Here is a 26,471-nt window from a genome sequence, read left to right on the forward strand (position 1 = left end):
CGAATCATCGTGGCACCTCGGTGCCACCTGAATTATGGAGTTCCTCAATGACGATCCAGTCGTCCCCGTCCGCATTCGCAGACCGCCATATCGGCGCCCGCCGCCAAACAGACATCGACACCATGCTCAAGGCCGTCGGCTACGACAGCGTAGATGGCCTCGTTGACAACGCAGTGCCCGCTTCCATCCGCCAGGAAAAGCCGCTCAGCCTGGACAACGCCCTCAGCGAAGTTGAGGTGCTCGCCGAGCTGCGCAGGCTGGCCTCCAAGAACCGGACGGCCGTGCAGATGATCGGCCAGGGCTACTACGACACCGTGACGCCGCCGGTGATCCGCCGCAACATCCTCGAAGCCCCCGCCTGGTACACGGCCTACACTCCCTACCAGCCCGAGATTTCCCAGGGCCGGCTCGAGGCGCTGCTGAACTTCCAGACCATGGTCCAGGACCTGACGGCCCTTCCGGTCGCCAATGCGTCCCTCCTCGACGAAGCCACCGCCGTCGCCGAGGCCGTGCTCTTGATGCGCCGCGCCAACAAGAATAAGACGGCCCGCGACGGCAAGACCGTCCTCGACGCCGACTGCCTCCCGCAGACTATCGCCATCGTGCAGGGCCGCGCCGAAGCCCTTGGCTTCGAAGTTGAGGTTGCGGACCTGTCCCAGGGCCTGCCCGACGGCGACATCAACGGCGTCGTCCTCCAGCAGCCGGGCGTTTCCGGCCGGGTCTGGGACCAGTCTGCCGTCATCGCAGAGGCGAAAGACCGGGGCGCCCTGGTCACCGTGGCAGCGGACCTCCTGGCCCTGACCCTGATCACCCCTCCGGGCGAGCAGGGCGCCGACGTCGCCGTCGGCTCCACACAGCGCCTGGGCGTGCCGCTGTTCTTCGGCGGCCCGCACGCGGCCTACATGGCCGTGCGCGAAGGCATGGAACGCACGCTCCCGGGCCGCATCGTCGGCGTTTCCAAGGACAACGCCGGCGTCCCTGCCTACCGTCTGGCCCTGCAGACCCGCGAGCAGCACATCCGCCGCGAAAAGGCCACGTCCAACATCTGCACCGCGCAGGCGCTGCTGGCCATCGTCTCCTCGATGTACGCGGTCTACCACGGCCCCGACGGCCTGAAGGCCATCGCCGAGACCGTCCACAACAACGCCCGGGCCCTCGCCGCCACGCTCAAGGTCGCTGGCCGGGAGCTGGTGAGCGAGTCCTTCTTCGACACCGTCACGGTCCGCGTGCCCGGCAAGGCCCGGAAGGTCATCACCGCCGCCGAGGCCCGGGGCATCAACCTGCGTTTCATCGATGCGGACACGGTTGGCGTGTCAGTCGATGAGACCACGACGGCGGAGGTCCTCTCCGCGGTGGTCGTCGCCTTTGGCGCCGGTCCGGTTGTGGAGGCCAAGGGATTCGAACTGCCCGAGGCTGTGCTGCGTTCCTCAGATTTCCTGCAGCACCCGGTGTTCAACACGCACCGCTCCGAGACTCAGCTGCTGCGCTACATCCGCAAGCTCTCGGACCGCGACCTCGCCCTGGACCGCACCATGATCCCGCTGGGCTCCTGCACCATGAAGCTGAACGCCACGGCCGAGATGGAAGCCATCTCCTGGCCGGAGTTCGCCTCCATCCACCCGTTCGCGCCGGATTCGCAGACCGACGGCTGGCGTGAACTGATCGGCGGCCTGGAAGCTGACCTCGCCGAAATCACCGGCTACGACCAGGTGTCCATCCAGCCGAACGCCGGCTCCCAGGGCGAACTGGCCGGCCTCCTGGCCATCCGCGGCTACCACCATTCCCGCGGCGACCAGCAGCGCAACGTCTGCCTCATCCCGGCCTCGGCGCACGGCACCAACGCGGCCTCCGCCGTTCTGGCCGGCATGAAGGTCGTTGTCGTGGCCACCGCCGCTGACGGCACCATCGACCACGCGGACCTGCAGGCCAAGATCGAAGCCCACAAGGACGTCCTCTCGGCGATCATGATCACCTACCCGTCCACGCACGGTGTGTACGACGCCGATGTCCGCGAGGTCTGCGACGCGATCCACGCCGCGGGCGGACAGGTCTACGTTGACGGCGCCAACCTCAACGCCCTCGTCGGCCTGGCGCAGCCGGGCAAGTTCGGCGGCGACGTGTCCCACCTGAACCTGCACAAAACCTTCTGCATCCCGCACGGCGGCGGCGGACCCGGCGTCGGTCCGGTTGCTGCTAAAGCGCACCTGGCGCCGTTCATGCCGGGCGATGCCAACAAGGCCGCGCATGAGGCCGGGCACGGCGTTGCGATCTCCGCTTCGCGCTTCGGCTCTGCCGGCGTGCTGCCGATTTCCTGGGCCTACGTGAAGCTGATGGGCGGGCAGGGCCTGACCGAAGCCACCAAGTCGGCATTGCTCGCGGCGAACTACGTTGCCGCGCGGCTGGACGAGCACTTCCCGGTTCTCTACACGGGGGAGAGCGGGCTGGTGGCGCACGAATGCATCCTGGACCTGCGCGAACTGACCGCCAGGACCGGAGTCACCGCCGAGGACGTGGCAAAGCGCCTCATCGACTTCGGCTTCCACGCGCCCACACTGGCATTCCCGGTGGCCGGCACGCTCATGGTGGAGCCCACCGAGTCCGAGGACCTCGCGGAGATCGACCGCTTCATCGAAGCGATGATCACCATCCGCCAGGAGATCGACGAGGTGGCCAACGGCGAGTTCACTGTGGAGAAGTCCCCGTTGCGCAACGCACCCCACACGGCCGCCGCCGTTGTCTCTTCCGACTGGGACCGTGCCTACCCGCGCGAGCAGGCCGCCTTCCCGGTGCACACGCTGCGGCAGGACAAGTACTTCCCGCCCGTCGGCCGCATCGACGGCGCCGCTGGGGACCGCAACCTGGTCTGCTCCTGCCCTCCCCTTTCCGAATTCGAAAACTAAGGATTCCGTGATGACTGAGAACTACACCGCTCTCTACGAAGAGCACAAGAAAGCCGGCGCCTCCTTCACCGACTTCGGCGGCTGGCAGATGCCGCTGAAGTACGCTTCGGAGCTGTCCGAGCACCACGCCGTGCGCAACGCCTCCGGCCTGTTCGACCTCTCCCACATGGGCGAAGTCTGGGTCACCGGCCCGGACGCCGCAGCATTCCTGGACTATGCCCTGGCAGGCAAGCTGTCGGCGGTCGCCGTCGGCAAGGCCAAGTACTCGCTGATCTGTCAGGAAGACGGCGGCATCATCGATGACCTGATCTCCTACCGCCGGGCCGACGACACGTACCTGGTGGTCCCCAACGCCGGCAACGCCGTGGTGGTGGCCGCGGCACTGGCCGAGCGGGCCCGTTCCGGAAAAGAAGGCGGCTTCGACGTCACCGTCGAGGATGTGTCCGCCCAGACGTCCCTGATCGCAGTCCAGGGCCCGAACGCCGAGGCCATCCTGCTGACGCTGGTCCCCGCCGAACAGCACTCGCTGGTCACGGAGCTCAAGTACTACGCCGCGGTTGAGGTCGAAATCAACGGTCAGGAGCTGCTGCTGGCACGCACCGGGTACACCGGCGAGGATGGCTTCGAGATCTACGTTCCCAACGAGGACGCAGCTGGCCTGTGGGAGGCATTGCTGGAAACGGGTGCCGGCCACGGGCTCATCCCCGCCGGCCTGGCCTGCCGCGACTCGCTCCGCCTGGAAGCCGGCATGCCGCTCTACGGCAACGAGCTCTCCCGCGAAGGCAACCCCTACGCCGCAGGCCTGGGCCCGGTTGTCTCGCTCGCCAAGGAATCGGACTTCATCGGCAAGGCTGCCCTGAGCGAGCTCAAGACAGCCGGCGCCGGCTCCACCACCGGACGCAAGCTGGTCGGCCTCAAGGGCCTGGGCCGCCGGGCCGGCCGCGGGCACTACCCGGTCCTCAAGGACGGCAACGTTGTTGGCGAAGTGACCTCGGGACAGCCCAGCCCGACTCTGGGTTACCCGATCGCCATGGCCTATGTCGACGTCGAGTTCACCGAGCCCGGCACCGCCCTGGACATCGACCTCCGCGGCAAGGCGGAGCCCTTCGAAGTCGTCGCACTGCCGTTCTACAAGCGCCAAAAGTAGTCCCTGGACTGTCAGCGGTTCCCGACTCCGGGATCGGCTGGCCCCAGTTTTCACGCGTGCTGCTCCTTCGTCGCTTTGACGGAGGAATTCGGTTTCCTGTCGCTGTACGGAACCAAAGATTTCAAACGTAAGGAAAAAACATGAGCAAAGTAGTTGCTGAACTGAAGTACTCCGCAGAGCACGAGTGGGTTGCTGCTGACGGGGCGGGGCCTGTGGGGATTGGTATCTCCGCAGTGGCTGCCGATGCCTTGGGCGACATCGTGTATGTTGACCTGCCCGAGGTCGGTTCGACCGTCACGGCGGGGGAGACCTGCGGCGAGGTGGAGTCCACCAAGTCCGTTTCGGACCTGTACGCACCGGTGACGGGCGAGGTTGTCGAGATCAATGATGAGGTTGTTTCGGATCCGGCGCTGATCAACAGCGATCCCTACGGCGCCGGCTGGCTGTTCAAGGTGGCCGTGACCGAAGAAGGCCCGCTGATGTCCGCTGAAGAGTACGCGGCAACCAACGGCGGCGAGCTGTGAGCCCGGCAACGGGAGCGGTCGCTGCCGCTTTTGAGCAGGTCGTTTCCCCGTCCCTGGACGCGGAGTTGTCCGCGCTGGATCCGGAGATCGCGGCCAAGATCGACGACGAACTGACCCGCCAGCGCACCGGGCTGGAGATGATTGCGTCAGAGAACCACACCGCGGTTGCCGTGATGCAGGCGCAGGGTTCGGTGCTGACCAACAAGTACGCCGAGGGCTACCCGGGCAAGCGGTACTACGGCGGCTGCGAGCACGTTGACGTGATCGAGCAGCTCGCGATCGACCGGGTGAAGGCCCTGTTCGGCGCCGAGTACGCGAACGTCCAGCCGCACTCGGGCGCGCAGGCGAACGCCTCGGTGATGCACGCGCTGATCAAACCCGGTGACACCATCATGGGCCTGAACCTGGCGCACGGCGGCCACCTCACGCACGGGATGCGGATTAACTTCTCCGGCCGGCTGTACAACGTCATCCCCTACCAGGTCCGCGAGGAGGACCACCGGATCGACATGGCCGAGGTGGAGCGCCTCGCCCAGGAGCACAAGCCGGCCCTGATCGTGGCCGGCTGGTCCGCCTACGCACGCCAGCTGGACTTCGCCGAGTTCCGCCGGATCGCCGACTCCGTGGGCGCGTACCTGATGGTGGACATGGCGCACTTCGCCGGGCTTGTTGCCGCCGGGCTGCACCCTTCCCCGGTGCCGCACGCGCACGTGACCACGTCCACGACGCACAAGACCTTGGCGGGTCCGCGCGGCGGGATCATCCTGTCCAACGACGCCGATATCGCCAAGAAGATCAACTCGGCGGTGTTCCCGGGCCAGCAGGGCGGGCCGCTGGAGCACGTGATCGCGGGCAAGGCCGTGGCCTTCAAGATCGCGGCCTCGGAGGAGTTCCGGGAGCGCCAGGAGCGCGTCCTGGCCGGTGCCCGGATCCTGGCCGAGCGGCTGGTCCAGCCGGACGTCACCGCCAAGGGCATCAACGTGATCTCCGGCGGCACCGACGTGCACCTGGTGCTCGTGGACCTGCGCGACTGCGAGCTCGACGGCCAGCAGGCCGAGGACCGCCTCGCGGAAATCGACATCACCGTCAACCGCAACGCGGTGCCGTTCGATCCGCGCCCGCCGATGGTAACCTCGGGGCTGCGGATCGGCACCCCGGCGCTGGCGACCCGAGGGTTCGGCGAGGCCGCCTTCGCGGAGGTCGCGGACATCATTGCCGAGGCCCTGATAGCCGAGCCCGGCACCGACCTGTCGGGCCTGCGCTCCCGGGTCGAGGCCCTCGCCGAAGCCCACCCGCTCTACCCGGCCGTGGCGAACCTCGCCTGACTTCCAACGGAGCTGGCTCCGGGTCCGGCAGGCCCCAGTTTTCACGCGTGCTGCTCGTACCTCGCTTTGACGCACGCTTTCGAAAACCGCGGCCTGTCAGCCCCTCGGCGGGGCCGTCGCCTTGGTGACGGGGCAGCGGTGGCTGGGCGGGTTCCGGAAGCGTGCGTCTAAGGGAGCGTCACGTCCGGTCAGCGGGCGTCTTCGCGACCGAGCACGCGGAGGAATCCGGCCAGGCGCCACCCATCCCGACTACCTCCCCGCCCGTCCACTTACCAAGTAAGGAATTGCAATGGCTGTTGGAGTCTTTGACCTTTTTTCCATCGGAATAGGACCGTCCAGTTCGCACACGGTAGGTCCGATGCGGGCTGCCGCGGTGTTCGCCGAGGAGCTCAAGTCCTTCGGACAGCTGGCGAGGGTGGCGGCGCTGCGGGTGGACCTGTACGGCTCGCTGGCGGCGACCGGGCACGGCCACGGCACCATGACGGCCATCCTGCTCGGCCTGGAGGGCTTCCACCCCGAGCTGATCCTGCCTGACGAGGTGGAGGAGCGGCTCGCGGCCATCGCCGAGACCGGAACGCTGCAGCTCGCCGGTGCTGGCGATGGGAACGGTGTTCCCCTGCCCTACGGCGTGAAGGACATGATCCTGCGCCCGCTGACCGTCCTGCCGCGGCACACCAACGGCATGACCTTCACCGTCTCCGACTCCGACGGCGAAGTGCTGCACAGTGCCACCTTTTTCTCGGTGGGCGGCGGCTTCATCGTGCGTGAAGGTGAGGAGGACGCGGCTCAGCTGGAACTTGAGGCGTCCAAGAAGGAACTGCCGTTGCCGTTCCGGACCGCGGCGGAGCTGCTCAAGCACTGCCAGAACACGTCGCTGGGCATCAGCGATGTCATGCGGATCAATGAAGAAGACAGCCGCACCGAGGAGGAGATCCGCGAGGGCCTGCTGCACATCTACTCGGTGATGGAGGGCTGCGTGGAAACCAGCCTCAAGCGTGAAGGCCTGCTGCCCGGCGGGCTGAAGGTCCGCCGTCGTGCGCCGGACTGGCACGAACGGCTGCTGAAGGAGAGCCGGGACCATGATCCCGACTACCGGGACCCGAAGTACTGGCAGGAATGGGTGAACCTGATCGCCCTGGCCGTGAACGAGGAGAACGCCTCCGGCGGCAGGGTGGTGACCGCCCCCACGAACGGCGCCGCGGGCATCATCCCTGCCGTGCTCTACTACGCGCTGCACTTCGCGCCCGGCATGGACCAGGCGACCCAGCAGGACCGCGATGACGTCGTGGTGAAGTTCCTGCTCACCGCCGGCGCCATCGGGGTCCTCTACAAGGAACAGGCCTCCATCTCCGGGGCCGAGGTGGGCTGCCAGGGCGAGGTGGGGTCGGCGTCGTCGATGGCGGCCGCCGGCCTGGCCGAGGTCATGGGCGGCACGCCGGCGCAGGTGGAGAACGCCGCGGAAATCGCGATGGAGCACAACCTGGGCCTGACCTGCGATCCGATCGGCGGGCTGGTCCAGGTGCCCTGCATCGAACGCAATGCCATCGCCGCCGCGAAGGCCATCAACGCCGCCAAGATGGCCCTCTGGGGCGACGGCTCGCACCGGGTCTCCCTTGACGAGGTCATCGTGACCATGCGCGAGACGGGCAAGGACATGAGCTCCAAATACAAGGAAACCGCCATGGGCGGCCTCGCCGTCAACGTCGTGGAGTGCTGACCGGCAGGTCCGCTCCAGCACCAACAACTGCCGGACTACCGGCGCCGCACGAAGGAAAGAGAACAATGACACTGGCACCAGAAGGCCGGAAGATGCTGCGTATCGAGCAGCGCAATGCGGCCACCCCGGTGGAGCGCAAGCCGGAATGGATCAAGGCCAAGGTCCAGATGGGCCCGGAGTTCGTCCAGCTCAAGAACCTCGTCAAAAAGGAGGGCCTCCACACCGTGTGTGAGGAGGCCGGCTGCCCCAACATCTTCGAATGCTGGGAAGACAAGGAAGCCACGTTCCTGATCGGCGGCTCCGAATGCACCCGTCGCTGCGACTTCTGCCAGATCGACACCGGCAAGCCCTCCCCGGTGGACATGTTCGAACCCACCAAGGTGGCCCGCTCCGTCCAGGCGATGCAGCTGCGCTACGCCACCGTCACCGGCGTGGCCCGGGACGACCTCGCCGACGAGGGCGTCTGGCTCTACGCCGAAACGGTCCGCAAGATCCACGAACTGAACCCGGGCACCGGCGTCGAACTCCTGATCCCGGACTTCTCCGGCAAGCCCGAACACATCCAGGCGATCTGCGACTCCAAGCCCGAGGTCTTCGCCCACAACGTCGAGACCGTGCCGCGGATCTTCAAGCGCATCCGCCCCGCCTTCCACTACGACCGCTCGCTGGATGTCATCACCCAGGGCCGGAACCTGGGCATGGTCACCAAGTCCAACCTGATCCTGGGCATGGGCGAAACCCGCGAGGAAATCTCCGAGGCCCTGCGGGACCTGCACCAGGCCGGCTGTGACCTGATCACCATCACCCAGTACCTGCGCCCGTCCGAACGCCACCTCCCGGTGGACCGCTGGGTCAAGCCGCAGGAATTCGTGGACCTGCAGCAGGAAGCGGACGAGATCGGCTTCCTCGGCGTGATGAGCGGCCCGCTCGTGCGGTCCTCGTACCGTGCCGGCCGGCTCTGGGCCACCGCCATGCGCAAGAAGGGCTGGGAAATCCCGGCCGAACTGGCGCACATCGAAAGCTCCGGCAGCACCCGACAGGAAGCCAGCTCACTGCTCGCGGCCACTGCCTGACTTCGCAGACCCACCCTGATGTTCAGAGAGGACCAATGATGTTCCCCATCAGAATTGAAATCATCCCTTCGGAGGGAATCGTTGAGCGGGTCAAGGCCCTGGTGCCCTTGGCCACAACGCTCACCGTAACGTGCCTGCCCCATCACGGCATCGAGCGGACCATGCGCGCCGCGGTGGAGCTGAGCGTGCTGGGCTACAAAGTGATCCCGCATCTCGCGGCGCGGAGCCTGCATAGCCGTGCCGACCTCACCGGAATCCTCCGCGACTGCGACGTTGCCGGCATCGGCGAAGTGTTCGTGATCGGCGGAGACCGGAAGCAGCCGGCCGGCCCGTACGAGTCCGCCCTTCCGGTGCTGGAAGACATCGCGCAGTACTCCGGCGGAATGATGCGGGCAGGCGTCGCGGGCTACCCGGAGGGCCACCCCTCCATTGGCCCCGTGGACGTGCTGGACTCCCTGCTGGCCAAGCAGCACCTGGCTTCTCACGTTGTCACGCAGATGTGCTTCTCCGCGCAGAAAATCCTTGATTACGCGGCGCTCCTGCGCCGCGAAGGCGTGCAGCTGCCCGTCTGGGCCGGGGTGGCGGGGTCCGTTCCGCGGACCAAGCTGGTCTCCCTGGCGACGCAGATCGGCGTCGGAAGTTCTTTGAAGTTCCTGAGCCGCAAGGGTCCGCTGGCCCGCAAACTCCTGAGTGGCGACAGCTACCAGCCGCACAGCCTGGTGACCGGGCTGGAAAGCCAGCCCGGCGACATCGCGGGCATTCATCTCTACAGCTTCAACAGCCTTGATTCGGTTCCCGGCGGGCCGGGTCAGGCGCCAGCACCAGCAGCACTCCAGCAAGCATTGATTCGAGGAGCAGCACGTGACAACTGAAACCGTAACTTCCCAGCAAACGCCGCATCTTGAGCGGCAGCTCAGCAACCGGCACATCCAGCTGATCGCAATTGGCGGCGCAATCGGCACCGGACTGTTCATGGGCTCGGGCAAAACCATATCCGCGGCAGGGCCCTCCGTCATCTTCGTCTACATGATCATCGGCTTCATGCTGTTCTTCGTCATGCGGGCCATGGGCGAACTGCTGCTGAGCAACCTGAACTACAAATCCTTCAGCGATTTCGCGGCGGACCTCCTTGGTCCCTGGGCCGGGTTCTTCACCGGCTGGACCTACTGGTTCTGCTGGGTGATCACGGGAATCGCGGATGTCATCGCCATTGCCGGGTACTCCAAGGAACTCTGGCCGGGGCTGCCGCTGTGGATCCCGGGCCTGGCCACCGTGGCCATTCTCCTGCTCCTGAACCTCACCACGGTGAAGGCGTTCGGCGAGACGGAGTTCTGGTTTGCTCTGATCAAGATCATCGCCATCGCGGCACTGATCGTGGTAGGCCTGTTCATGATTTTCAGCGGGTTCCAGTCCGACGCCGGACCGGCCACCTTCACGAATCTGTGGAGCCACGGCGGTTTCTTCCCGAACGAGTTCATGGGATTCGTGGCCGGTTTCCAGATCGCAGTCTTCGCCTTTGTGGGCATTGAACTGGTGGGCACCACGGCCGCAGAGGCCAAGGACCCGGAGAAGAATCTGCCCAAGGCCATCAACTCCATCCCCATCCGTGTGCTGCTCTTCTACGTGGGCGCCCTCATCATCCTGATGTCCGTCACCCCCTGGACCCAGTTCCAGGCGGGCCACAGCCCGTTCATCGCCATGTTCTCCCTGGCAGGCCTGGGCGCCGCCGCCACCGTGGTGAACCTGGTAGTGCTCAGCTCGGCCATGTCCTCGGCCAACTCCGGAATCTACTCGACCTCGCGCATGGTGTACGGTCTGGCCCAGGAGGGTGACGCTCCGTCCGTCTTCGGCGCCCTGTCGCGCCGCAAGGTCCCGCAGAATGCCCTGTTCCTGTCCTGCGTCCTCCTGCTCTCCGGCGTGGTGCTGATGTACGCGGGACAGGACATCGGCAAGGCCTTCGACATGGTGACCACCGTGTCGGCTGTCTGCTTCGTTTTCGTGTGGTCCATCATCATGGCCAGCTACCTGGCCTTCCGCAGGCGCCGCCCGCACCTGCACGAGGCATCCAAGTACCGGATGCCAGGCGGGGTCCCCATGGTCTGGGTGGTCTTCGCGTTCTTCGCCTTCGTGCTCTGGGCACTGACCACACAGCCGGACACCCTGACGGCGCTGCTGGTCACGCCGGTCTGGTTCGTCCTGCTCGGCGCCGCCTGGCTCGTGCTGCGCCGGCGCCCCGCGCACCTGGCCCGTTATGCAACGTTCCAGGTCGAACTCACCCAGGACATGGCGCAAGAGGAGTCATCCGTCGCTCGGGAATTCGGAGACGTGAAGAAGTGATCGCGGCACAGACGAGCGCCGCGCAGACCCTGAACAGTCCCGTCCGGAATTCGGAGGAACCTGCGGCCACGGTGGAGCATGTCCTGACCGTCGACTGTGCCGAGGCTCCGGGCATCGTCCACGCGGTCTCGGGATTCCTGCTCAGCCACGGCTGCGACATCATCGACATCAAACAGTACGGCGACAAGGCGCAGGGGCACTTCTTCATGCGGGTCCACTTCTCCGCAGCACGGCAGCCCTCGGCACGGGAGTCCGCGGCGCAGGAGTCCGTCAGCACGGAGGAGCTGCGCCGGAACTTCACGCCGTTGGCGGAGCAGTGGCAGATGAACTGGCAGTTGGAACCGCACGGCCGCAAACGCCGCGTCCTGGTCATGGTGTCCAAAATGGGCCACTGCCTCAATGACCTGCTCTTCAGGGCACGCACGGGCGACATCCCGGTGGAGATCGTCGCCGTGGTGTCGAACCACCGCGACCAGGAGGGGCTGGTCCAATGGCACGGCATCCCGTTCTTCCACCTGCCGGTCACGAAGGACACAAAGCCCGACGCCGAAGCCCGGCTCCTGGAACTCGTCGACGCGTTCGACGTGGAACTGGTGGTGTTGGCCCGCTACATGCAGGTCCTGAGTGACGGGCTGTCGGCCAGGCTGACAGGACGGACCATCAACATCCATCACTCGTTCCTGCCGAGCTTCAAGGGTGCCAAGCCCTACCACCAGGCCTACGAACGGGGTGTAAAAACCGTGGGCGCCACGGCGCACTACGTCAACGCCGAGCTCGATGAGGGCCCGATCATTTCGCAGCAGGTCATCGATGTGGACCACACGTACACCGCCGATGACCTCGTGGCAGTGGGCCGGGACGCCGAATGCGCCGCCCTCCGCAATGCCGTCCGCTGGCATTGCGAGGGCAGAATCCTGCTCCTCGGCAACCGCACCGTCATTTTGCGCTAGGAAGTTCCATCCGGGTCCGCGAGTGCGGACCCGGATGGCTGGCGTGAACGTCGAATGTTCCACCGGGAGGATTATGCGCAAGTCGAGATCGACGCGTAGCGGGAAATTTCGCCGGTCTTCAAACCGGGAACGGACCGGTGCGCGGTTGCGCCGGGAAACATGGGCGGTCGCCCTCACGGCCCTTGTTCTTATGACAGTCATCATTTGGCAGTCAATATCCTATGGATACTGATTGCCCGGCCCGGGCGGCGACTATCCCTGACACTCAGCGCAGACGGATCAGTACAGCGCTTCGATCGGTGCAACAGTGACCAGGCCTTGGGCCGCCAGGGCGAGCTGCCCGTCCAGGGTGATGAGGGCATCGGCTTGCAGCTGGGTCAGGGCGACGTATTCGGCGTCGAGGGTGTCCGGCCAGCCAAGCTGGTCGGCCACCTTCCAGGCGACGCTTTGGAGGACCAGGTCTCCGAGCAGCCTGATGCGCAGGGCCCGCACGTAGTCGAGCTGCCGGGAGGCATCCACTTTCGATAACTCGCCGCGGCGCACCGCCTGGTAAAGGAGCGACAGGACCTGCGAACGGAGAAGCGTCGGGGCGACAAGCTGGCACCCGTCGCCGATCAGGGTCTGGTCCCGGGCGAGCCGCAGTGCCGTGTCCGGGGTGATCACATACCGAGTCATGGAGCCCATTCTCGCCCAAGCGGCATCCGTTCGAACGCTCCGTCAGTCCGGCGGAAGGTGTGCCCGTAACCAGCTTGGCCCCACGACGGCGGCGCCGAGTTCCTCGACGCGGCTCCGGAGTCCGCGGTCGGCGGTCACCACCTGCACCGACGCGTTGCCGCTCATCAGCTCGCGGACCGTATCAACTATCGCCTGGTCGCCGTCCCGCTCGGCAGCCACGACCCGTACCCGGCCCTGAGGATCGGCGGCGCCGTTGGCCTGCCCCTCGGTCACGACGACGATGTCCGGCCAGGCGCGTTCCCCACCTGCCCCCGCTTCCGAAGCGATGCCCTGCTGCGCCAGCTGTGAAAGGCCGTCAATGAGCTTCTGTGCAGCCTTCCTGCGGTCGCGCCACCAGCCGTCCGGGCGGGACCCGACCACGTTGGCCGCGTCGACCACGAGGTGTGAGTCCGCCGGGCCCGGCTCTCCGGGCGCAGACGGTGCTGTTCCGCTCATGACTCCAGCGTCCCACGCGGCGGGCGTTCCGGCGGAACCGTGCGTCCGTTTCGCCAACGCAAAGCGAACGACGGCGGAGGTCCCGCCGTCGGCCGTGCGTTCTCTGTGGCGGCCTGCCGCCTCACTACGGCAGCCGGGACGGCCGCAGCAGGGTGGATTCGCCTGCGCGCCCGGGGTCGAGCGGCACCGGGCTGATCAGCACGGCCGGCCCGCGGTGCAACATGCCGTTCGAGAGTGGCTGGCAGCGAACACCGCCCCGCCCGCGCATGGCCTTGTGGGCGCCCGGGGCGAGCATCTGGTCCATCCAGGCGCAGGGGTGGGCGGGCCGCCCGGCCTTCAGCCGCACCAGGTCACCGCGCGATTCGAGCACGAAGTCATTCCCGATCAGCGGAGCCAGGTGGGCTCCTCTGAGGACCACATTGCGCCGCGTCATCAGCGGGTCGAAGGGTGCCGCGCCCAGCTCCGCGGCCATGGCTTCGAGCGCCTCGATCGCGAACACAGTGACGGCGGCATCCATATGCGCGGCCTTGCCGAAGAACCGGTCGCCGACGATGCCCTTGCCGGCCACCAGCTCGACCCGGTCGGCATCGGTCGTGGGGACGTCCGCCGCACCCTCCCGGGCGCGGCCAAAGTAAGCGTGCGCCGGCGACACGAGAAGGTGCAGCACCTCGACGTCGTACCTGTAGCTAGCCGTCATGCCACAAAACTATCCTTCCCGCAGGGGCAGCACACCATCGCCTGCGGGTAGGAACACCTGCATCCGGCGGGTTCACTTCAGCGCGAGGCCGTGTTCCTGCAGCGCGTCCTAGATGATGCGGATCGCCTTCGGGCCGACGCCGTGCAGCCTGGATAGTTCCGTACGGGGGACGCCTGCGAGCCCTTGGAGCGATGTATAACCGGCCTGGGTCAGGGCGCGCGTTGCCGGTGCCCCGATCTTGGGGAGGGCGTCGAGTGATGTTGTCATTCATCGACCATAGGAGACCTGAGCGCCACCTGGAATAGTAGTGGGCGGCCCGGCTATCGATGGTGGGGCAACAGCACGGGCTCAATGTCCGTTCATCGCAAGGCAGCCGCCGTCCCTGATGTATCCGCCAGCGACCACCTGCACGGTCCCATCGAGACCTACGCTCCCGCGAACGCAGCCGCCCGTGGCCGACGCTCGCGTCACGGTTCCCCGGAGCGGCGCAGCCTGCCAGGAACAAGCCGGCGGCAAGGACAACCGAGAGTCCGGCCCTGGCAACTGCGCTCACCTTGCGCGCCATTGGTTCAGGGCCGCTGCACGGACGAATGTCCCCACCAGGGCGATTGCCAGCGCCAGCAATATTGTGGGTCCCGTCCCGCCAGCTGGCCCGAGCGCTCCCATGAAGACCTGCTTGCCCATCGCAGTCATCTCCTGCAGATCTCCTCCGAGCACGCGTGTGCCCAGCACGCTTCTGACCGCCGTGAACATCGCCGGAACCACCCAGAGCATGGCAAGGTCTACCAGCCACACCAGCGCCCGGACAGCGGGCCGAAGTCCGCACCACGCCAGTGCGACACCCACCAGCACTGCCGGTAAACAGCGCCACAGCATAGAGACCAGCGGGGAGACGCCGCCCACCCCTGCCAGGTGGGTGACTCCGGCGGCCGCCCAGGACACAAACGGCACCGCCATGACGCCCACACCCAGGGCCGCCAGAGCCCTGGATTTTGCCGCGAGGAGCAACAGCGCCACCATTCCTGCAACCATTGCGGCTACCACTCCGGCCAGCAGGCCGCCCACGTACAGAATTGATCTCGGCCCGGCAGCCAGGCCGCCGCCCACCACCGTGAACGCCTGAATCGTCGCCGTGACCTGCACCGCGAGCACACCGCCCGCTGCGCACCACATAACCAGGCGCCGTCGCGGGGAGGGCCAGCACCGGACGGCCAGGCCGGCGGCCGCCCCGCCCGTCGTCATGAGGGCCACAAGCGTGGTGCTCTCGTATTGGCTCAGCGGCAGGAGAGCAAGCGGCATCTGTCCCGGCCATACCTGCGAGCCCCATAAGTTCAGCAGCGGCAGGCGCGCGCCGGTGACCAGCCAAGGGACTAGGCCAAGTAGCCCGGCCAGGAGCCCGAGCAAGACCGCCACCGTTGCGTCTTTGCTGGCCGCACGGGTTGGTCCCTCGGGATCACGCGCCGGCCGCTCCACTGCTGTGGTGGTCCGGTCGGCTCCGGCTGCAACACGAATCGCGTCCGGCTCCCGAGTTTGGGAAGCCACATGGTCGTTGCGGTGACTCACAGGAACTCTTTCAGTAGGCAAACGGGAAATTCTGGCACGCGCGTGGCCGGACTACTGATTGTACATCGAATGGACTAATTGCCCGATTGCCGAGTCTCGCCCGATCGCAGCGCTCCCCCAGGCAAGCAGCGCTGCGGCCCCAAGGCCCCTGACAGGTAACGGCAGGCCCTCCCGTGGCGGGGCAGGGGCTCATAGCGTTGATGGCATGGACAAGGGAAAAGGCATGCCATGACCAGCGATGCAGAGGAGCAGGACCGGGCGGAAATCCTCGACAACTACCGGGCCCAGCTGCGGGCCATGGTGGACGGCGACGCCGACGTGCTCGGTGAGCTGCTCACGGAGGACTTCACGCTTACGCACATGACGGGCTACCTCCAGGCCAAGCAGGAGTGGTTGGCCCAGATGCGGGCCGGGCAGTTTGTCTACCACGACGCCCAGGAGAGGAACGTGTCCCTTCACGTGGACGGTGACACCGCCCGGCTCGTCGGGAGGATCGTCACGGACGCGGCGGTCTACGGGTCCCGGGCCAGCTGGCCGCTGCAGCTCACCATGGACTTCATCCGCAAGAGCGGGCGATGGCTCGCCGCGCGTTCGGAGGCCACCACCTGGTGACCCCGCGGAACCAAAACGCAAGCGGACGACGGCGGGAAAGTCCCGCCGTCGTGTCACCGCTGCGGCGAAAACGCCCGCCGATGCTGCGAGCTAGTGCCTGAGCGCTAGTGCCATAGACCCAGGGCGAACTCCGCGATCACGGTGGAGAGCAGGAAGGATGCCGTGATGGCAACCAGGCCCACAGGGATGATTTTCCAGCCGATGTTTTTTAGCAGCGGGATGTCCTTGCCCAGGGACAGGCCCGCAAGCGTCAGCATGACGGTGGCGATTGAGAGGAAGTCGACCGACTTGATGACCCCTGTGAGCGCTGCCGCGCCGAAGAACCAGGGGCTGGAGATGTAGGCGCCGATGGTGGTGATGTAGACGATCGCCGAGATGATCTTGGTGAGCTTGGCCAGGGCGATGCTGACCAGGACCAGGACGAGCATGATTCCGTACCCGGCGACTATCGACAGGCTGAACCCCTTGGCCGCCACCGAGGCGGTGCCGATGCCGAGGACCGTAAGAACTGACAGGGACAGCCACAGCGGGAGCCTGATGGCTGCCGAGGATTCTGCGACCCGCTCGCGGAACCGCCGGTTTTCTTCGGCCTGGGCCGCTTCCCGCTCGATGTCAGCCGGGCCGCGCTCTGCGGGAGCCCCCGCTGTGACGGCTGCAGCTTCGCGCGTCCGCCTGCGGGTGAGGATCCGGTAGAAGCGGTCCGCCAGCGGCAGGGCGATGTAGATTCCGACGTAGACGCCGAGGATGGTGGTGATCAGGTTGGAGACTGCCGCCATGCCCAGGACGGCCTCTTGATCGCCGGGGTAGGCCGCGATGATGCTGGCCGAGGACGCCGCCATCATGGAGCCGGATCCCACGCCTGCGCCCATGGCCAGGGCCAGCGGGTCGAAGATCTTCCAGTTGGCCACGAGGGAGGTCAGCAGCGTGATGAACACCGCGCCGAAAAGGGTTCCGAAGACGTACATGGCCAGGACGCCCCGGTACTGATCCGAATCGGGACCGTACTTTTCGGAAACCATGGCGAACGACGGCTCCCGGTCAAGGGAGAACGTGGCCCCCACGGTTGCCTTTCCCATCCGGAGCAGAACAGCCAGCGGGAGGGCCAGCGCGATGGTGCCCAGCAGGTGGCCCACTTCCTGCAACAGCAGGGCCGGGCCGGCCTTGATCAGGCTGGGGAGGCTGGGGCCGATGTTGAACGCCAGCCTGGCCACCAGGAGCAGAACGGCCACACCCACCAGGGCGGCGGCGACCCTTTGCAGATCCAGGCCCAGGGGCTTGAACTTCTGGATGGACACCAACAGTCCCAGGATGAGGCCCCAGACCATGGGGAAGATGACGATTGCCCCGATGCCGAGATCGATCTTGGCCTGGCCGATGAGCTGGACCGCGACGGCAATGACGAACGCCAACGCGGCGACCGGAAGCGTCAGCCGGGCACCAGCTTTGTCGATCCGCGGTGTTGTGGTGCTGGTACTCATGATGTGCCTTCCTGGGTGAAAGTCCGACGGCGGTATGCCGCTTTGATGAAGCGTGCTCTTTCGGTGGGGCTGGCGGCCGCGGCGGCGATGGTCCAGGTCAGCGCGGTGGCTGCCTCGAACATCACCCCGTAAGCCTCCGGGGAATCTGCAACTGCTGCGAACGCATGCGAGTGGATCGCTACGTCCGCACCCGGGATGCTGAGCCAGGGATGCAGGGTGGGAATGACCTGGGAGATGTTGCCCATGTCGGTGGAGCCGCCGGTGATGCCTGCCGACGGCGAGGTGTCCTTGCCGAACGCATCCATTGCCTCGGTCCAGTGCGCGGCCAGGGCGTTGTCCTGGAGCAGCGGTTCGTAGAGGGGTTCTGTTGCCTCGACGGTCAGCGTTGTTCCGGTGGCCAGTGCGGCCCCTTCGAAACAGCGCCGGACGCGCTCGAGCAACGCCTCATATTCCCCCAAGGTGAAGGCCCGGCACTCGAACTCGACCACCGCCCGTTCCGGAATGATGTTCGTGGCGTGCCCGGCCTCGGCGACGTAAAGGGCCACGCGGTGGTCGCCGGGGATCTGCTGGCGCAGGAGCCCGACGGCGACCTGGCTCAGCACCGCCGCGTCCGCGGCATTGACAGCGAGATGCGGGGCCGCCGCCGCATGTGCGGCCTTTCCGGTGAACGTCGCCTTGTACCGGCCCACGGCCTGGGCACTGGTGCCGGCAGGGTTGTACGTCACGCCGTCCTGGACGGGATGGACCATGAGGGCGAGGCCGACGCCGTCGAAAGCCCCGCGTTCCAGAAGAAGCGACTTGCCGCCGCCGTGTTCCTCGGCGGGCGTTCCGATGGCCTTCAGCGTGATGCCCAGCTGGTCCACGTGGGGCCGCAGGGCAAGGGCGGCGGCGACGGAGGCCCCCGCGATCAGGTTGTGCCCGCACGCGTGCCCGATGTCGGGGAGCGCGTCGTATTCCACGCACAGGGCCACCGTCAGTTCGCCGCTGCCGGCGCTCGCGGTGAACGCCGTGGAAAGTCCGCCGGTGCCGTGTTCCACCTCGAAGCCGCCGTCGGCCAGCAGCGCTGCTGCCGCTTCGGACGAGCGGACCTCCTCGAAGGAGACTTCCTTGCTGGCGTGGATCTCGTGCGCCATGGCCTGGACCCGCGGCCTCCATTCCGCGACGCCCTCGGCCAGGGCGGCGCGGAGGGTAGCCATGGCGGGTGTTGTCTCTGTCAGTTCCATGAGTATCTGCTCCTCCTAGTAGGACAGCGACGGGAAGGGAGAGCCTGCCGCGCGGGTGGGCACCCAGATGGCCTTCGTCTGCGTGTACTCGTCCAGGACACCAGGACCGGAGGAGCGGCCGTGGCCGGAATCGCCGAAGCCGCCGAACGGAACTGCCACGTGGATGGTCTTGTAGGAGTTGATCCAGAACGTGCCGGCCTTCACCTCGCGGGCAATGTGGTGGGCGCGGGAGACATCGGAGGTCCACACGGCTCCGGCCAGGCCGAAGTTGGTGTTGTTGGCGCGGGCGATGGCCTCCGCTTCCGTGTCGAACGCGTCCGCGCCCACCACAGGGCCGAAAACCTCCGTGGTTTCGAGGCGGTTGTCGGGCGTCACGCCGTCGAGCAGGGTGGGCATGACCCAGTGCCCGCCGGCCAGTGCGGACCCGGCGAGGGCGTCCGGCAGCGTCGCCTCCGTGACCCGGCGGCCGCCGTCGTGCAGTCCGGCCTCGATGAGGGAGGTGACGGTGGCGAACTGCTGGGCCGTGATGATCGGGCCCACTTCGGTGTCCGCGCTGAGCGGGTCGCCGACACGCAGCCGCGCGGCCCGGTCGGCGACCAGCTCAACGAACTTGGCGTGCACGCTCCGCTCCACCAGGAGCCGTGATCCGGCGACGCATGACTGCCCCGCGCCGGAGAAGATGGCCGAGATCGCGCCGTCGGCGGCGCGGTCAAGGTCGGCGTCGGCGAACACAATGTTCGCGCTTTTGCCGCCGAGTTCCAGCAGGGCGGGAATCCCGGCCTGCGCAGCCGCGACTGCCACCCGGCGCCCGGTGGGGACGGATCCGATGAAGCTGATCTTTCCGACGCGCCGGTCGGTGGTGAGCGCGGCGCCCACGGTCTGGCCCAGTCCCGCCGCGACGTTGAACACGCCGGCCGGCAGTCCTGCTTCGTGGGCCAGCTGGGCGAGCCGGACCGACGAGGCCGGGGTGAATTCGCTGGGCTTGATGATCACGGCATTGCCGGCGGCCAGCGGTGCGGCGGAATTCCAGCCCGCCGTGAACAGGGGAGCGTTCCACGGCGTGATGGCGACGACGACGCCCCAGGGAACGCGCTCAGTGTAGGTGTGCCACGCCCCGGGAACGGGAATGGTCTGCCCTGTCAGCTTGTCCGCCCAGCCGGCGTAGTAGCCGAACATTTCAGCCACTTTTGCAGCTTCAACGCGGGCGTCGCGGATGGGCTTTCCGGTGGTGGCCGACTCGAGGATGGCAAGTTCCTCTGCGTGGGCTTCCACGACGCGGCTGACGTTGCGCAGGATTGCTGCCCGTTCGAATCCGTTCATCTCGCCCCAGGCCGCTGCCCCCGCCGTCGAGCTATCCAGGATGGCGTTGGCGCCCTCGGCTCCGGGGTCGGCGTAGGTGGCAAAAGGTTCGCCGGTGGCCGCTGCGGTGAGCGTGATGCTCTCGCCGCTGCCGGGAACGGTCCGGCCGTCAAGGAAGGCGCCGAGGCCGGCCGGGAACGCTGCGTCCAGGATCGCTCGGGCGGTAGCTGCTGAGGAGGAGGTGGGTGCTGTTGTGATGCTCAATGGTGTTCCTTTATGGCTGGGTGCTTAGGCGACGGCTGTGCTGTTGGGTGCCGTGCTGTTGGGTACTGTGGTGTTGGGTGCGCCGGCAGGGGTGATGGCCGGGGCGACGGTCCTGGCGATTTCGGTGAAGTCCGCACGCGGTCCGAGTACGGCCAGGGCTTCCTGCCACTGGCTGGCCACGACTGCCAGCAGGGCCGGGTTTTCGCCGATTTGTGCGGCGACCTCCACGGCGAGGGCGGCATCCCGTGCCATGAGGCCCAGGGAGAAGCCTGAATCGTGGGTGCCGGAGAGCACCCAGTTGGGGTACATGTTCGCGGAGACCTTGCTGCCGCCGGAGGCCTCGCTGATGCTCGCCGCCGCCTTGGCGGGATCGATGCCGTAGGCCTTGGCGACGCCGAGGGCTTCGCCCACCGAGACCAGGTTGGCCGCCGCCAGGACGTTGTTGAGGAGCTTGACCACGTTTCCGCTGCCGGGGCCGCCGATGTGGCTGTACTTGCCGCCGGTGAGCGCGAGCAGGACGGGCTCCGCCGCGGCAAGTGCCGCGCCGGTCGCTCCCACGAAGGCGCTCAGTGTTCCCGTCGCCGCGCCGTCGCGGCCGCCGGAGACCGGAGCGTCCACGAAGGCTGCCCCCTGCGCCTCGGCAAGGGAGGCCATGAGTTTGCTGGTGGCCGGTTCGGAGGTGGTGGTGTCAATGATCGCGACGGTTCCCGGAGCAGCCAGAAGCCGGGGCACCGTGGCTTCGACGACGCTGGCGGCGGGCAGGGAGAGCACCGCGTAAGGAGTCCCGGCCAGATCCTCAATGTTGGCCGTGGTGGCGATTCCCGCTTCTTCCGAGGCGGCCCTGGCTGCCTCGGAGGGGTCGAAGCCGGTGACAGCCCAGCCTGCCCGACGGAGGGTCGCGGCCATCGCTCCGCCCATGGCGCCGAGGCCTATGACGGCTATGCGGCGGTCGGTGCTGGTGTTCATGAAGTACTCCTGGGGAAGCTCAGTGGTTAGGGACGGGTCAGAGGGTTGGAGGTCAGTCGAGGTAGATGTCCAGGTCTTTCCACAACTGCTGGGTGCGGCGGATGGCGGCACGGCTGCGTTCGGGGTGTGCTGCCTCCATTCCTGCGAGCAGGCCGTAGACCAGCGAGTTTGCGGCGGTGACGGATTGGAAGAAGGAGATCCCTTCCGAGGCCACCACCAGGAGGTGGTCGGCGGCAGCTGCCAGTCGGCCGCGGCGCATGTCGCTGATGGCAATGACCTTGGCGCCTGCCTGCTTTGCGGCCTCGGCCGTGACAATGATCTGCCGTATGGAACGCCACATGTTGATGACCACCAGGACGTCCCCCTCCCCGAGGGTGTTGGTGCTGGAGGCGAGGTGGACGCCGCCGCGGTTCTCGAGCGTGATGGGGTATCCCATCGTTGAGCCCAGGTGCGCCATCACGCTGGCGGGGCCGGCGAAGGAACCCAGCCCCACGACGGTGATGGACTTGGCGGCGGCCATGGCCGCGATGGCGGCCTCGGCGTCGTCGGCGGTATTGGAGTCCAGCGTCAGGCGGAGGTTCTCGATGTCGTGGTTGAGCGCGTCATGGAGGGGACTGCGGTGTTCGCCGTGCTCGGTCAGGGTGTCCTCGGTGGAGATCATCACGAGGTAGCGGGAGCGCAGTTCCCGCTGGAGGTCCGGCCAGCCGCGGTAGCCCAGGTGCTGCGCCGCGCGGACCACTGTGGAGTTGTTGACGTCGGCGCGCTGGGCAATCTCGGCGATGTCGGCGTACGAGGAGAGCTGCGGGTTGCGGGCGATGACATCGACCACCCGGCTCTGGGCCTTGGACAGCGGAACGTCCGGAAGTGCGTCACCGAGCCACGCATGGGAACCGTTCCCGGCGGCGTTGGCGCCTGCCGCGTTAGCTTCAAGATCGACAGCGTTGGTGTTCAAGTCCGGACCTCTTCTGTAACGTAGATCACTCTGCAAGGCTGATTGCATCAAATGTACTATGCAATTTCGTTTGCGGAAAGAGGGTTGGGTGTCAGGCTCGTAAATCCTCAACTTGTTCACCTCGGCACGGCTCCTGACGCCCCGAAATCGCCGTTGTGGTGGCTGCTTAACTGCGCCACCATGAAGGTATGAACGCTGCGACACCGAAGGCCGAAGAGCTGAACCTTCCCCAGGCTTTCCTCCTTCTGGCAACGAACGACAAGGACGGGGAACCTTACGTGCCGGCGTACGTACTCAGGACCACTTTGGCAGGGGCAACACTGGCCGAGCTGGACCTGCTCGGTGCAATCGGGCTGCAGGGGAAGCACGTCAGGGCCACCGGCACCGCCCCGCAGCCGGACTTCCAGCACCAGCTGGACCTCATCCGTGAAAAATCACGGCCACACACTCCCAAGCGGTGGGTCTCCATGCTGGAGAGCCGCGTCGAAGTACAGCGTGTCTACGAGGGGATGGCGTCACTGGGCATCGTGGAGCATGTCGGCGAAAAACACCTCGGTCTGTTCAGGTCCACGCGGTACCCGGAGAAGGACCACGCCCCGGAAGCGGCGCTCCTCCAGAAGATCCAAGCCGCACTCGGCGGTTCGCTGTCCGATTCCAGGACCACGGCACTGATCGCCCTGCTTCAGGCCGCAGGAGTGCTCGACAGGCTTTTCCCGGCGGCAGATCAGAGCCGGGTAAGGCAACTGGCGAAGGACCACTGGCCGTCCCGTGCGGTGACGGACGAACTGCGCATGATCAGACTGGCGGAGGCGGAAGCCGCAACCTAGCCGCAGGCCGCCCTTCGGGGCACCTTTCAAAACGGAAACCGACGACGGCGGGAGGTCCCGCCGTCGTCGGTTGTCTTGGGCTACCGTGGATTGCGCGCCACCGGCTCGGCCACACCATGCGGTCTGCCGCGGGCAGGGAAAACACATTGCCACTCGTGGCGGGGGAACGGGGTACCAATGCGCAGCTTCACGTCCGTAGAGCACCGTATCGACGAGCGTGCACACCGGCTCCTGGACAATGCCCCCGCCAGCGGCATCCGTTCGAAGCTCGTGGAGTTCGCCGTCTTCGGTCTGAAGCAGGCCTGGGCGTGCATCTTTGGCGCCGCGCTCCTCGCCGTGATCCTGGCGGCGCGGCTCTGGTATCCGGATGACGCCGCACTGGCCAGGAACGATTTCCTGACCCTCGCCGCCGTCGTGATCCAGATCCTGATGGTTGCCACGAGGCTGGAAACCGTGCAGGAGCTCCGGGTGATTGTCCTCTTCCACCTGGTTGGGACCGTGATGGAGCTGTTCAAGACCGACGTCGGGTCGTGGACGTACGAGGCCGAGGGATTCCTGCGCATCGGGGCGGTACCGCTCTTCAGCGGGTTCATGTACGCGGCGGTGGGCTCCTACATGGTGCGCGTCTACCGGCTCTTCGACCTGCGATTCGCGGCCTATCCGCGGCGCTGGATCACGGCGATCGTGGCCGCCGGAATCTACCTGAACTTCTTCACCCACCACTATGTCCTCGACGTCCGCTGGGTCCTGCTGGCCGCCGTCGCGGTCATATTCGCCCGGTGCGTGATGCACTTCCGGGTGTTCCGCCGGCAGTTCCGGATGCCGCTGGTCCTGGCGTTCCTGCTGGTGGCGCTGTTCATCTGGATTGCCGAGAACATCGCCACCTGGTCCGGGGCCTGGCTCTACCCCAGCCAGCTGAACGGCTGGCACATGGTCTCGCTCGACAAGCTGGTCTCGTGGTTCCTGCTGATGATCATCTCGGTGGTGCTGGTGGCGTGGGTCTACAAGCCGGAACCACCCGAAGCGTCTGACGAGACGGGCGGGGCTGAGGCCGCGGCCGGTGAGGCGCCGGCGGTCCCGGCGGGCAGCGCGGAAGGATAGCCCGACGACGGCGGGACGTTCCGCCGTCGTACGTTCCTGGCCCCTAGTTCCATCTAGACGAGGCTGTCAGCGGCCGCGGGGGAGCAGGAGGATTTTGCCGGTTGTCCCCCGCGACTCCATGGCAGCGTGAGCTTCACCGGCCTGTTCCAGCGGATAACGGGCACCGATGCTGACCTTGAGCGTTCCGTCGGCGACCAGCCCGCACAGTTCCTGAGAGCGCCAGCGCCGCTCATCGGCGTCGAGCAGGAAGTCATCGATCTTGGGGCGGGTGACGGTCAGGGAACCGTGGGCGTTGAGCTGCTGCAGGTCGAACAGCGGCACCTGCCCCGAAGCGCCGCCGAAGAGTACCAGCGTGCCGCGGACGCGCAGCGCGTCCAAGGAACCTTCGAAGGTGTCCTTGCCGATGCCGTCATAGACGACGTCGACGCCACGGCCGCCGGTCAGCTCGCGGACGCGGCCGGGGACCTCGTTGTAGTCCAGGACGTGGTCGGCGCCGCCTTCCCTGGCCAGTTCCGCCTTTTCGGGGGTCGACGTCGTGGTGATCACCGTGGCGCCGCGTAGCTTGAGCAGCTGAATCAGCAACAGTCCCACGCCACCGGCCCCGGCATAGGTCAGGACAGTGTCGCCGGGCTGGACCCGGTAGCTGGAATTGATCAGGTAATGGGCAGTGATGCCCTGCGCCGGCAGGGCCGCGGCGACGTCGTCGGAGACGCTGTCAGGCACCGGGAGCGCCTTGTCGGCGTCGAGCACCATGTACTCCGCGTAGCTCCCGGTGCCCTCCGTCGTGGCCACCCGGTCGCCCGGGGCGAAGCCGGTGACTCCGGCGCCGATCTCCTCAACCGTTCCGGCTGCCTCGACCCCCGGGACGAGGGGGTAGTCGACGGCATAGACGCCCGAGCGCTGGTACGTTTCGATAAAGTTCAGCCCTGCCGCAGCCACGCGCAGCAACAACTGCCCTGGTCCGGGCACCGGACGCGCAACGTCAACCCGTTCGAACACTTCCGGGCCACCCGCGCGGGCGATCTGCATGGCATAGGGCATGATGGGACTCCTTCGTGGGCTGGGCGCCCTTGGTGAACGATGTTCAGTTCGGTGCTTTCTGAAGCCGATGGTGCATTTCGCCTACCCCACGCGCATACGTGACCAGTTCGTCCCCCGGGGCGAGGAAGCGCTGGGGCACGCGGCCGACTCCTACTCCGGGAGGAGCTCCGGTGAAAATGACGTCTCCAGGCAGGAGCGGTGTAACGCTGGATAAGCGCGCGATGATCTCTGGCACGGAAAAGACCATGTCCGAGGTGTTGCCTTTTTGGACTTCCTCGCCATTGATGGCGCAGCCCAGTTCGATGCTGTTGGGGTCTTCAAACTCGTCGGGCGTAACCAGGAACGGACCTATCGGGCGTTCGTAGCATTCCTGGATTTGTGGGCTGAACCGCCCGCCGGTTGCCTCGGAAACGTCGACAAGTTCGCCGTCCGGCGTGACCAGGGTCAACCGGCTGGAGATGTTGGCTAGGCGCATGCGTAGTCCTTTTAGTTCAGTGGGCCTTTGTTCAGTGGGCCGCCGAGACGTCGAATTCGACGGTGCCCCAGCCTTCGAAGGTCCCCGACCAGCGGCCGGCTTCGTGCATGGGGACGGCTTGCAGGCAGCTGCCGGGAAGGATGACATGTCCTGGTTCGAACTCGACGTCATACTCGGCGAGCCGGTTGACCACCCAGGCGACGGCGGCGAAGGGATTGCCGAGGATGTTTCGGGTTGTTCCCGAGATGACTTCCCGGTCATTGAACCGCAGAACGCCGCGGGTGTCGCGCAGGTTCAGATCGGTGACGCGCCGCGGGGTTCCGCCAAGAATGATGGCGCCCGTGGAACCGTTATCGGCCAGCGTGTCAGGAAGGCCGATCGCCCAATCCTTGACGCGGGAGTCGATGATTCGATGGCCGGCATAGCGTAGTCGATGGCGTTGATGACGTCGGCGATGGTGGTGTTGCGGCCGCCGAGGTGCTTGCCCAGCACGAAGGCGGGCTCGAGTTCCACGAAGGGTTCGATGAAGTTATCCCGCTCCAGGGTCGTCCCCTCGTATTCGAAGGTGCTGGCAAGCAAATGCCCGTAGTCCGGCTGGTCGAGACCAAAGGCGTCCTGCATGACTTTGGCAATGTTCCCGAGCTTGTAGCCGACGAGGCGGTCGCCGTTGGCGATTGCATCGGCGACGTTGATCTTCTGCACTTCAAACGCTGCGTCCGCGTCCAAGTCAGGCCAGGTCTCAGTCGGTGCCGAGATGGGTCGGCCCTGGAGCCTGGCGTTGCGGAGGCTGCCCGCAACGACTTCGAGAGTGATGGTAGACATGAGATGGA

At 66.6% G+C, this 26,471-nt stretch carries 26 protein-coding genes; 12 read left to right on the plus strand and 14 right to left on the minus strand.

Annotation, left to right across the window (positions count from 1 at the left end; translation table 11 throughout):
* Window positions 1-47: 47 nt before the first annotated feature.
* The 9 genes from gcvP to purU all read left to right on the plus strand — a co-directional run bounded on the left by gcvP (window position 48) and on the right by purU (window position 11,973).
* Complete coding sequence (gene gcvP, locus J7I89_RS01340) at window positions 48-2,900, plus strand: aminomethyl-transferring glycine dehydrogenase (RefSeq protein WP_214966628.1); 2,853 nt, start codon at window positions 48-50, stop codon at window positions 2,898-2,900.
* Between the two features lie 10 nt (window positions 2,901-2,910).
* The gene (gene gcvT, locus J7I89_RS01345; RefSeq protein ID WP_214966629.1) at window positions 2,911-4,047 is read left to right on the plus strand and encodes a glycine cleavage system aminomethyltransferase GcvT; all 1,137 of its coding nucleotides are present in this window, start codon (window positions 2,911-2,913) and stop codon (window positions 4,045-4,047) included.
* A 140-nt stretch (window positions 4,048-4,187) separates the two neighbouring features.
* A complete protein-coding gene (gcvH, locus tag J7I89_RS01350; RefSeq protein ID WP_214966630.1) occupies window positions 4,188-4,571 on the plus strand; it encodes a glycine cleavage system protein GcvH in 384 nt (127 codons plus the stop codon).
* On the plus strand, window positions 4,568-5,896 hold the full coding sequence (glyA, locus tag J7I89_RS01355; RefSeq protein ID WP_308159777.1) for a serine hydroxymethyltransferase: 1,329 nt from the start codon (window positions 4,568-4,570) through the stop codon (window positions 5,894-5,896). Before gcvH ends, glyA begins: the two co-directional genes overlap by 4 nt.
* Window positions 5,897-6,185: 289 nt before the next feature.
* Entirely contained in the window at window positions 6,186-7,613 is a 1,428-nt protein-coding gene (locus J7I89_RS01360) for an L-serine ammonia-lyase (RefSeq protein ID WP_214966631.1), read from the plus strand.
* Window positions 7,614-7,678: 65 nt separating this feature from the next.
* Window positions 7,679-8,686, plus strand: a complete 1,008-nt coding sequence (gene lipA, locus J7I89_RS01365; RefSeq protein ID WP_214966632.1) for a lipoyl synthase — start codon at window positions 7,679-7,681, stop codon at window positions 8,684-8,686.
* Window positions 8,687-8,721: 35 nt separating this feature from the next.
* On the plus strand, window positions 8,722-9,558 hold the full coding sequence (locus J7I89_RS01370; protein ID WP_214966633.1) for a methylenetetrahydrofolate reductase: 837 nt from the start codon (window positions 8,722-8,724) through the stop codon (window positions 9,556-9,558).
* Window positions 9,548-11,023 carry a D-serine/D-alanine/glycine transporter gene (cycA, locus tag J7I89_RS01375; RefSeq protein ID WP_214966634.1) on the plus strand — a complete coding sequence of 492 codons (1,476 nt, stop codon included), beginning with the start codon at window positions 9,548-9,550 and terminating at the stop codon, window positions 11,021-11,023. Before J7I89_RS01370 ends, cycA begins: the two co-directional genes overlap by 11 nt.
* A 29-nt stretch (window positions 11,024-11,052) precedes the next feature.
* Window positions 11,053-11,973: a formyltetrahydrofolate deformylase gene (gene purU / locus J7I89_RS01380; protein ID WP_214966663.1), complete on the plus strand. Its 921-nt coding sequence runs from the start codon at window positions 11,053-11,055 to the stop codon at window positions 11,971-11,973.
* 279 nt (window positions 11,974-12,252) lie between these two features.
* Here the strand turns inward: purU and J7I89_RS01385 are convergent, their stop codons facing one another.
* The 5 genes from J7I89_RS01385 to J7I89_RS01405 all read right to left on the minus strand — a co-directional run bounded on the left by J7I89_RS01385 (window position 12,253) and on the right by J7I89_RS01405 (window position 15,403).
* The gene (locus tag J7I89_RS01385; RefSeq protein WP_214966635.1) at window positions 12,253-12,648 is read right to left on the minus strand and encodes a type II toxin-antitoxin system VapC family toxin; all 396 of its coding nucleotides are present in this window, start codon (window positions 12,646-12,648) and stop codon (window positions 12,253-12,255) included.
* Window positions 12,649-12,690: 42 nt separating this feature from the next.
* A complete protein-coding gene (locus tag J7I89_RS01390) occupies window positions 12,691-13,143 on the minus strand; it encodes a hypothetical protein (RefSeq protein ID WP_214966636.1) in 453 nt (150 codons plus the stop codon).
* Window positions 13,144-13,267: 124 nt separating this feature from the next.
* Entirely contained in the window at window positions 13,268-13,840 is a 573-nt protein-coding gene (locus tag J7I89_RS01395; RefSeq protein ID WP_214966637.1) for an MOSC domain-containing protein, read from the minus strand.
* A 108-nt stretch (window positions 13,841-13,948) separates the two neighbouring features.
* On the minus strand, window positions 13,949-14,107 hold the full coding sequence (locus tag J7I89_RS01400; protein ID WP_214966638.1) for a helix-hairpin-helix domain-containing protein: 159 nt from the start codon (window positions 14,105-14,107) through the stop codon (window positions 13,949-13,951).
* Window positions 14,108-14,389: 282 nt separating this feature from the next.
* On the minus strand, window positions 14,390-15,403 hold the full coding sequence (locus J7I89_RS01405) for a hypothetical protein (RefSeq protein ID WP_308159778.1): 1,014 nt from the start codon (window positions 15,401-15,403) through the stop codon (window positions 14,390-14,392).
* Between the two features lie 228 nt (window positions 15,404-15,631).
* Between J7I89_RS01405 and J7I89_RS01410 the strand changes: the two genes are divergently transcribed.
* A complete protein-coding gene (locus J7I89_RS01410) occupies window positions 15,632-16,015 on the plus strand; it encodes a nuclear transport factor 2 family protein (RefSeq protein ID WP_214966639.1) in 384 nt (127 codons plus the stop codon).
* A gap of 104 nt (window positions 16,016-16,119) precedes the next feature.
* Here the strand turns inward: J7I89_RS01410 and J7I89_RS01415 are convergent, their stop codons facing one another.
* From J7I89_RS01415 to J7I89_RS01435, 5 genes are read right to left on the minus strand one after another with little or no spacing between them, the layout of a single operon-like run.
* Window positions 16,120-17,493, minus strand: coding sequence for a DUF3100 domain-containing protein (locus tag J7I89_RS01415; RefSeq protein ID WP_214966640.1), 1,374 nt, complete (start codon window positions 17,491-17,493; stop codon window positions 16,120-16,122).
* A complete protein-coding gene (locus tag J7I89_RS01420) occupies window positions 17,490-18,716 on the minus strand; it encodes an amidohydrolase (RefSeq protein ID WP_214966641.1) in 1,227 nt (408 codons plus the stop codon). Before J7I89_RS01420 ends, J7I89_RS01415 begins: the two co-directional genes overlap by 4 nt.
* A gap of 15 nt (window positions 18,717-18,731) precedes the next feature.
* A complete protein-coding gene (locus J7I89_RS01425) occupies window positions 18,732-20,279 on the minus strand; it encodes an aldehyde dehydrogenase (RefSeq protein WP_214966642.1) in 1,548 nt (515 codons plus the stop codon).
* Between the two features lie 24 nt (window positions 20,280-20,303).
* Window positions 20,304-21,245: an NAD(P)-dependent oxidoreductase gene (locus tag J7I89_RS01430; RefSeq protein ID WP_214966643.1), complete on the minus strand. Its 942-nt coding sequence runs from the start codon at window positions 21,243-21,245 to the stop codon at window positions 20,304-20,306.
* Window positions 21,246-21,297: 52 nt separating this feature from the next.
* The gene (locus J7I89_RS01435; protein ID WP_214966644.1) at window positions 21,298-22,197 is read right to left on the minus strand and encodes a MurR/RpiR family transcriptional regulator; all 900 of its coding nucleotides are present in this window, start codon (window positions 22,195-22,197) and stop codon (window positions 21,298-21,300) included.
* Between the two features lie 188 nt (window positions 22,198-22,385).
* Between J7I89_RS01435 and J7I89_RS01440 the strand changes: the two genes are divergently transcribed.
* Both J7I89_RS01440 and J7I89_RS01445 read left to right on the plus strand, forming a co-directional pair.
* Window positions 22,386-23,024 carry a GPP34 family phosphoprotein gene (locus J7I89_RS01440; RefSeq protein WP_214966645.1) on the plus strand — a complete coding sequence of 213 codons (639 nt, stop codon included), beginning with the start codon at window positions 22,386-22,388 and terminating at the stop codon, window positions 23,022-23,024.
* A gap of 177 nt (window positions 23,025-23,201) precedes the next feature.
* The gene (locus tag J7I89_RS01445) at window positions 23,202-24,125 is read left to right on the plus strand and encodes a DUF817 domain-containing protein (RefSeq protein WP_214966646.1); all 924 of its coding nucleotides are present in this window, start codon (window positions 23,202-23,204) and stop codon (window positions 24,123-24,125) included.
* A 66-nt stretch (window positions 24,126-24,191) separates the two neighbouring features.
* On the opposite strand, the gene J7I89_RS01450 is transcribed toward J7I89_RS01445, so the two are convergent.
* The 4 genes from J7I89_RS01450 to J7I89_RS01460 form a co-directional block, all read right to left on the minus strand.
* The gene (locus tag J7I89_RS01450; RefSeq protein ID WP_214966647.1) at window positions 24,192-25,166 is read right to left on the minus strand and encodes a quinone oxidoreductase; all 975 of its coding nucleotides are present in this window, start codon (window positions 25,164-25,166) and stop codon (window positions 24,192-24,194) included.
* 43 nt (window positions 25,167-25,209) lie between these two features.
* The gene (locus tag J7I89_RS01455; RefSeq protein ID WP_214966648.1) at window positions 25,210-25,641 is read right to left on the minus strand and encodes a fumarylacetoacetate hydrolase family protein; all 432 of its coding nucleotides are present in this window, start codon (window positions 25,639-25,641) and stop codon (window positions 25,210-25,212) included.
* 31 nt (window positions 25,642-25,672) lie between these two features.
* Window positions 25,673-25,834: a hypothetical protein gene (locus J7I89_RS24915; RefSeq protein WP_251044761.1), complete on the minus strand. Its 162-nt coding sequence runs from the start codon at window positions 25,832-25,834 to the stop codon at window positions 25,673-25,675.
* Between the two features lie 101 nt (window positions 25,835-25,935).
* Window positions 25,936-26,463, minus strand: a complete 528-nt coding sequence (locus J7I89_RS01460) for a 2-keto-4-pentenoate hydratase (RefSeq protein WP_251044762.1) — start codon at window positions 26,461-26,463, stop codon at window positions 25,936-25,938.
* Window positions 26,464-26,471 lie beyond the last annotated feature (8 nt).

This window comes from Arthrobacter sp. ISL-5, assembly GCF_018613835.1.
Taxonomy (GTDB): Bacteria; Actinomycetota; Actinomycetes; order Actinomycetales; family Micrococcaceae; genus Arthrobacter.

Excerpts from the sequence above, each read along its gene's own strand:
- J7I89_RS01450 (WP_214966647.1), bottom strand. The coding sequence starts at position 25,166 with ATGCCCTATGCCATGCAGATCGCCCGCGCGGGTGGCCCGGAAGTGTTC.
- J7I89_RS01455 (WP_214966648.1), bottom strand. The coding sequence starts at position 25,641 with ATGCGCCTAGCCAACATCTCCAGCCGGTTGACCCTGGTCACGCCGGAC.
- J7I89_RS01440 (WP_214966645.1), top strand. The coding sequence starts at position 22,386 with ATGAACGCTGCGACACCGAAGGCCGAAGAGCTGAACCTTCCCCAGGCT.
- J7I89_RS01360 (WP_214966631.1), top strand. The coding sequence starts at position 6,186 with ATGGCTGTTGGAGTCTTTGACCTTTTTTCCATCGGAATAGGACCGTCC.
- J7I89_RS01395 (WP_214966637.1), bottom strand. The coding sequence starts at position 13,840 with ATGACGGCTAGCTACAGGTACGACGTCGAGGTGCTGCACCTTCTCGTG.
- gcvH (WP_214966630.1), top strand. The coding sequence starts at position 4,188 with ATGAGCAAAGTAGTTGCTGAACTGAAGTACTCCGCAGAGCACGAGTGG.
- J7I89_RS01390 (WP_214966636.1), bottom strand. The coding sequence starts at position 13,143 with ATGAGCGGAACAGCACCGTCTGCGCCCGGAGAGCCGGGCCCGGCGGAC.
- gcvP (WP_214966628.1), top strand. The coding sequence starts at position 48 with ATGACGATCCAGTCGTCCCCGTCCGCATTCGCAGACCGCCATATCGGC.
- J7I89_RS01410 (WP_214966639.1), top strand. The coding sequence starts at position 15,632 with ATGACCAGCGATGCAGAGGAGCAGGACCGGGCGGAAATCCTCGACAAC.
- J7I89_RS01430 (WP_214966643.1), bottom strand. The coding sequence starts at position 21,245 with ATGAACACCAGCACCGACCGCCGCATAGCCGTCATAGGCCTCGGCGCC.
- J7I89_RS01420 (WP_214966641.1), bottom strand. The coding sequence starts at position 18,716 with ATGGAACTGACAGAGACAACACCCGCCATGGCTACCCTCCGCGCCGCC.
- lipA (WP_214966632.1), top strand. The coding sequence starts at position 7,679 with ATGACACTGGCACCAGAAGGCCGGAAGATGCTGCGTATCGAGCAGCGC.
- J7I89_RS01445 (WP_214966646.1), top strand. The coding sequence starts at position 23,202 with ATGCGCAGCTTCACGTCCGTAGAGCACCGTATCGACGAGCGTGCACAC.
- gcvT (WP_214966629.1), top strand. The coding sequence starts at position 2,911 with ATGACTGAGAACTACACCGCTCTCTACGAAGAGCACAAGAAAGCCGGC.
- J7I89_RS01460 (WP_251044762.1), bottom strand. The coding sequence starts at position 26,463 with ATGTCTACCATCACTCTCGAAGTCGTTGCGGGCAGCCTCCGCAACGCC.
- J7I89_RS01385 (WP_214966635.1), bottom strand. The coding sequence starts at position 12,648 with ATGACTCGGTATGTGATCACCCCGGACACGGCACTGCGGCTCGCCCGG.
- J7I89_RS01400 (WP_214966638.1), bottom strand. The coding sequence starts at position 14,107 with ATGACAACATCACTCGACGCCCTCCCCAAGATCGGGGCACCGGCAACG.
- J7I89_RS01370 (WP_214966633.1), top strand. The coding sequence starts at position 8,722 with ATGATGTTCCCCATCAGAATTGAAATCATCCCTTCGGAGGGAATCGTT.
- J7I89_RS01415 (WP_214966640.1), bottom strand. The coding sequence starts at position 17,493 with ATGAGTACCAGCACCACAACACCGCGGATCGACAAAGCTGGTGCCCGG.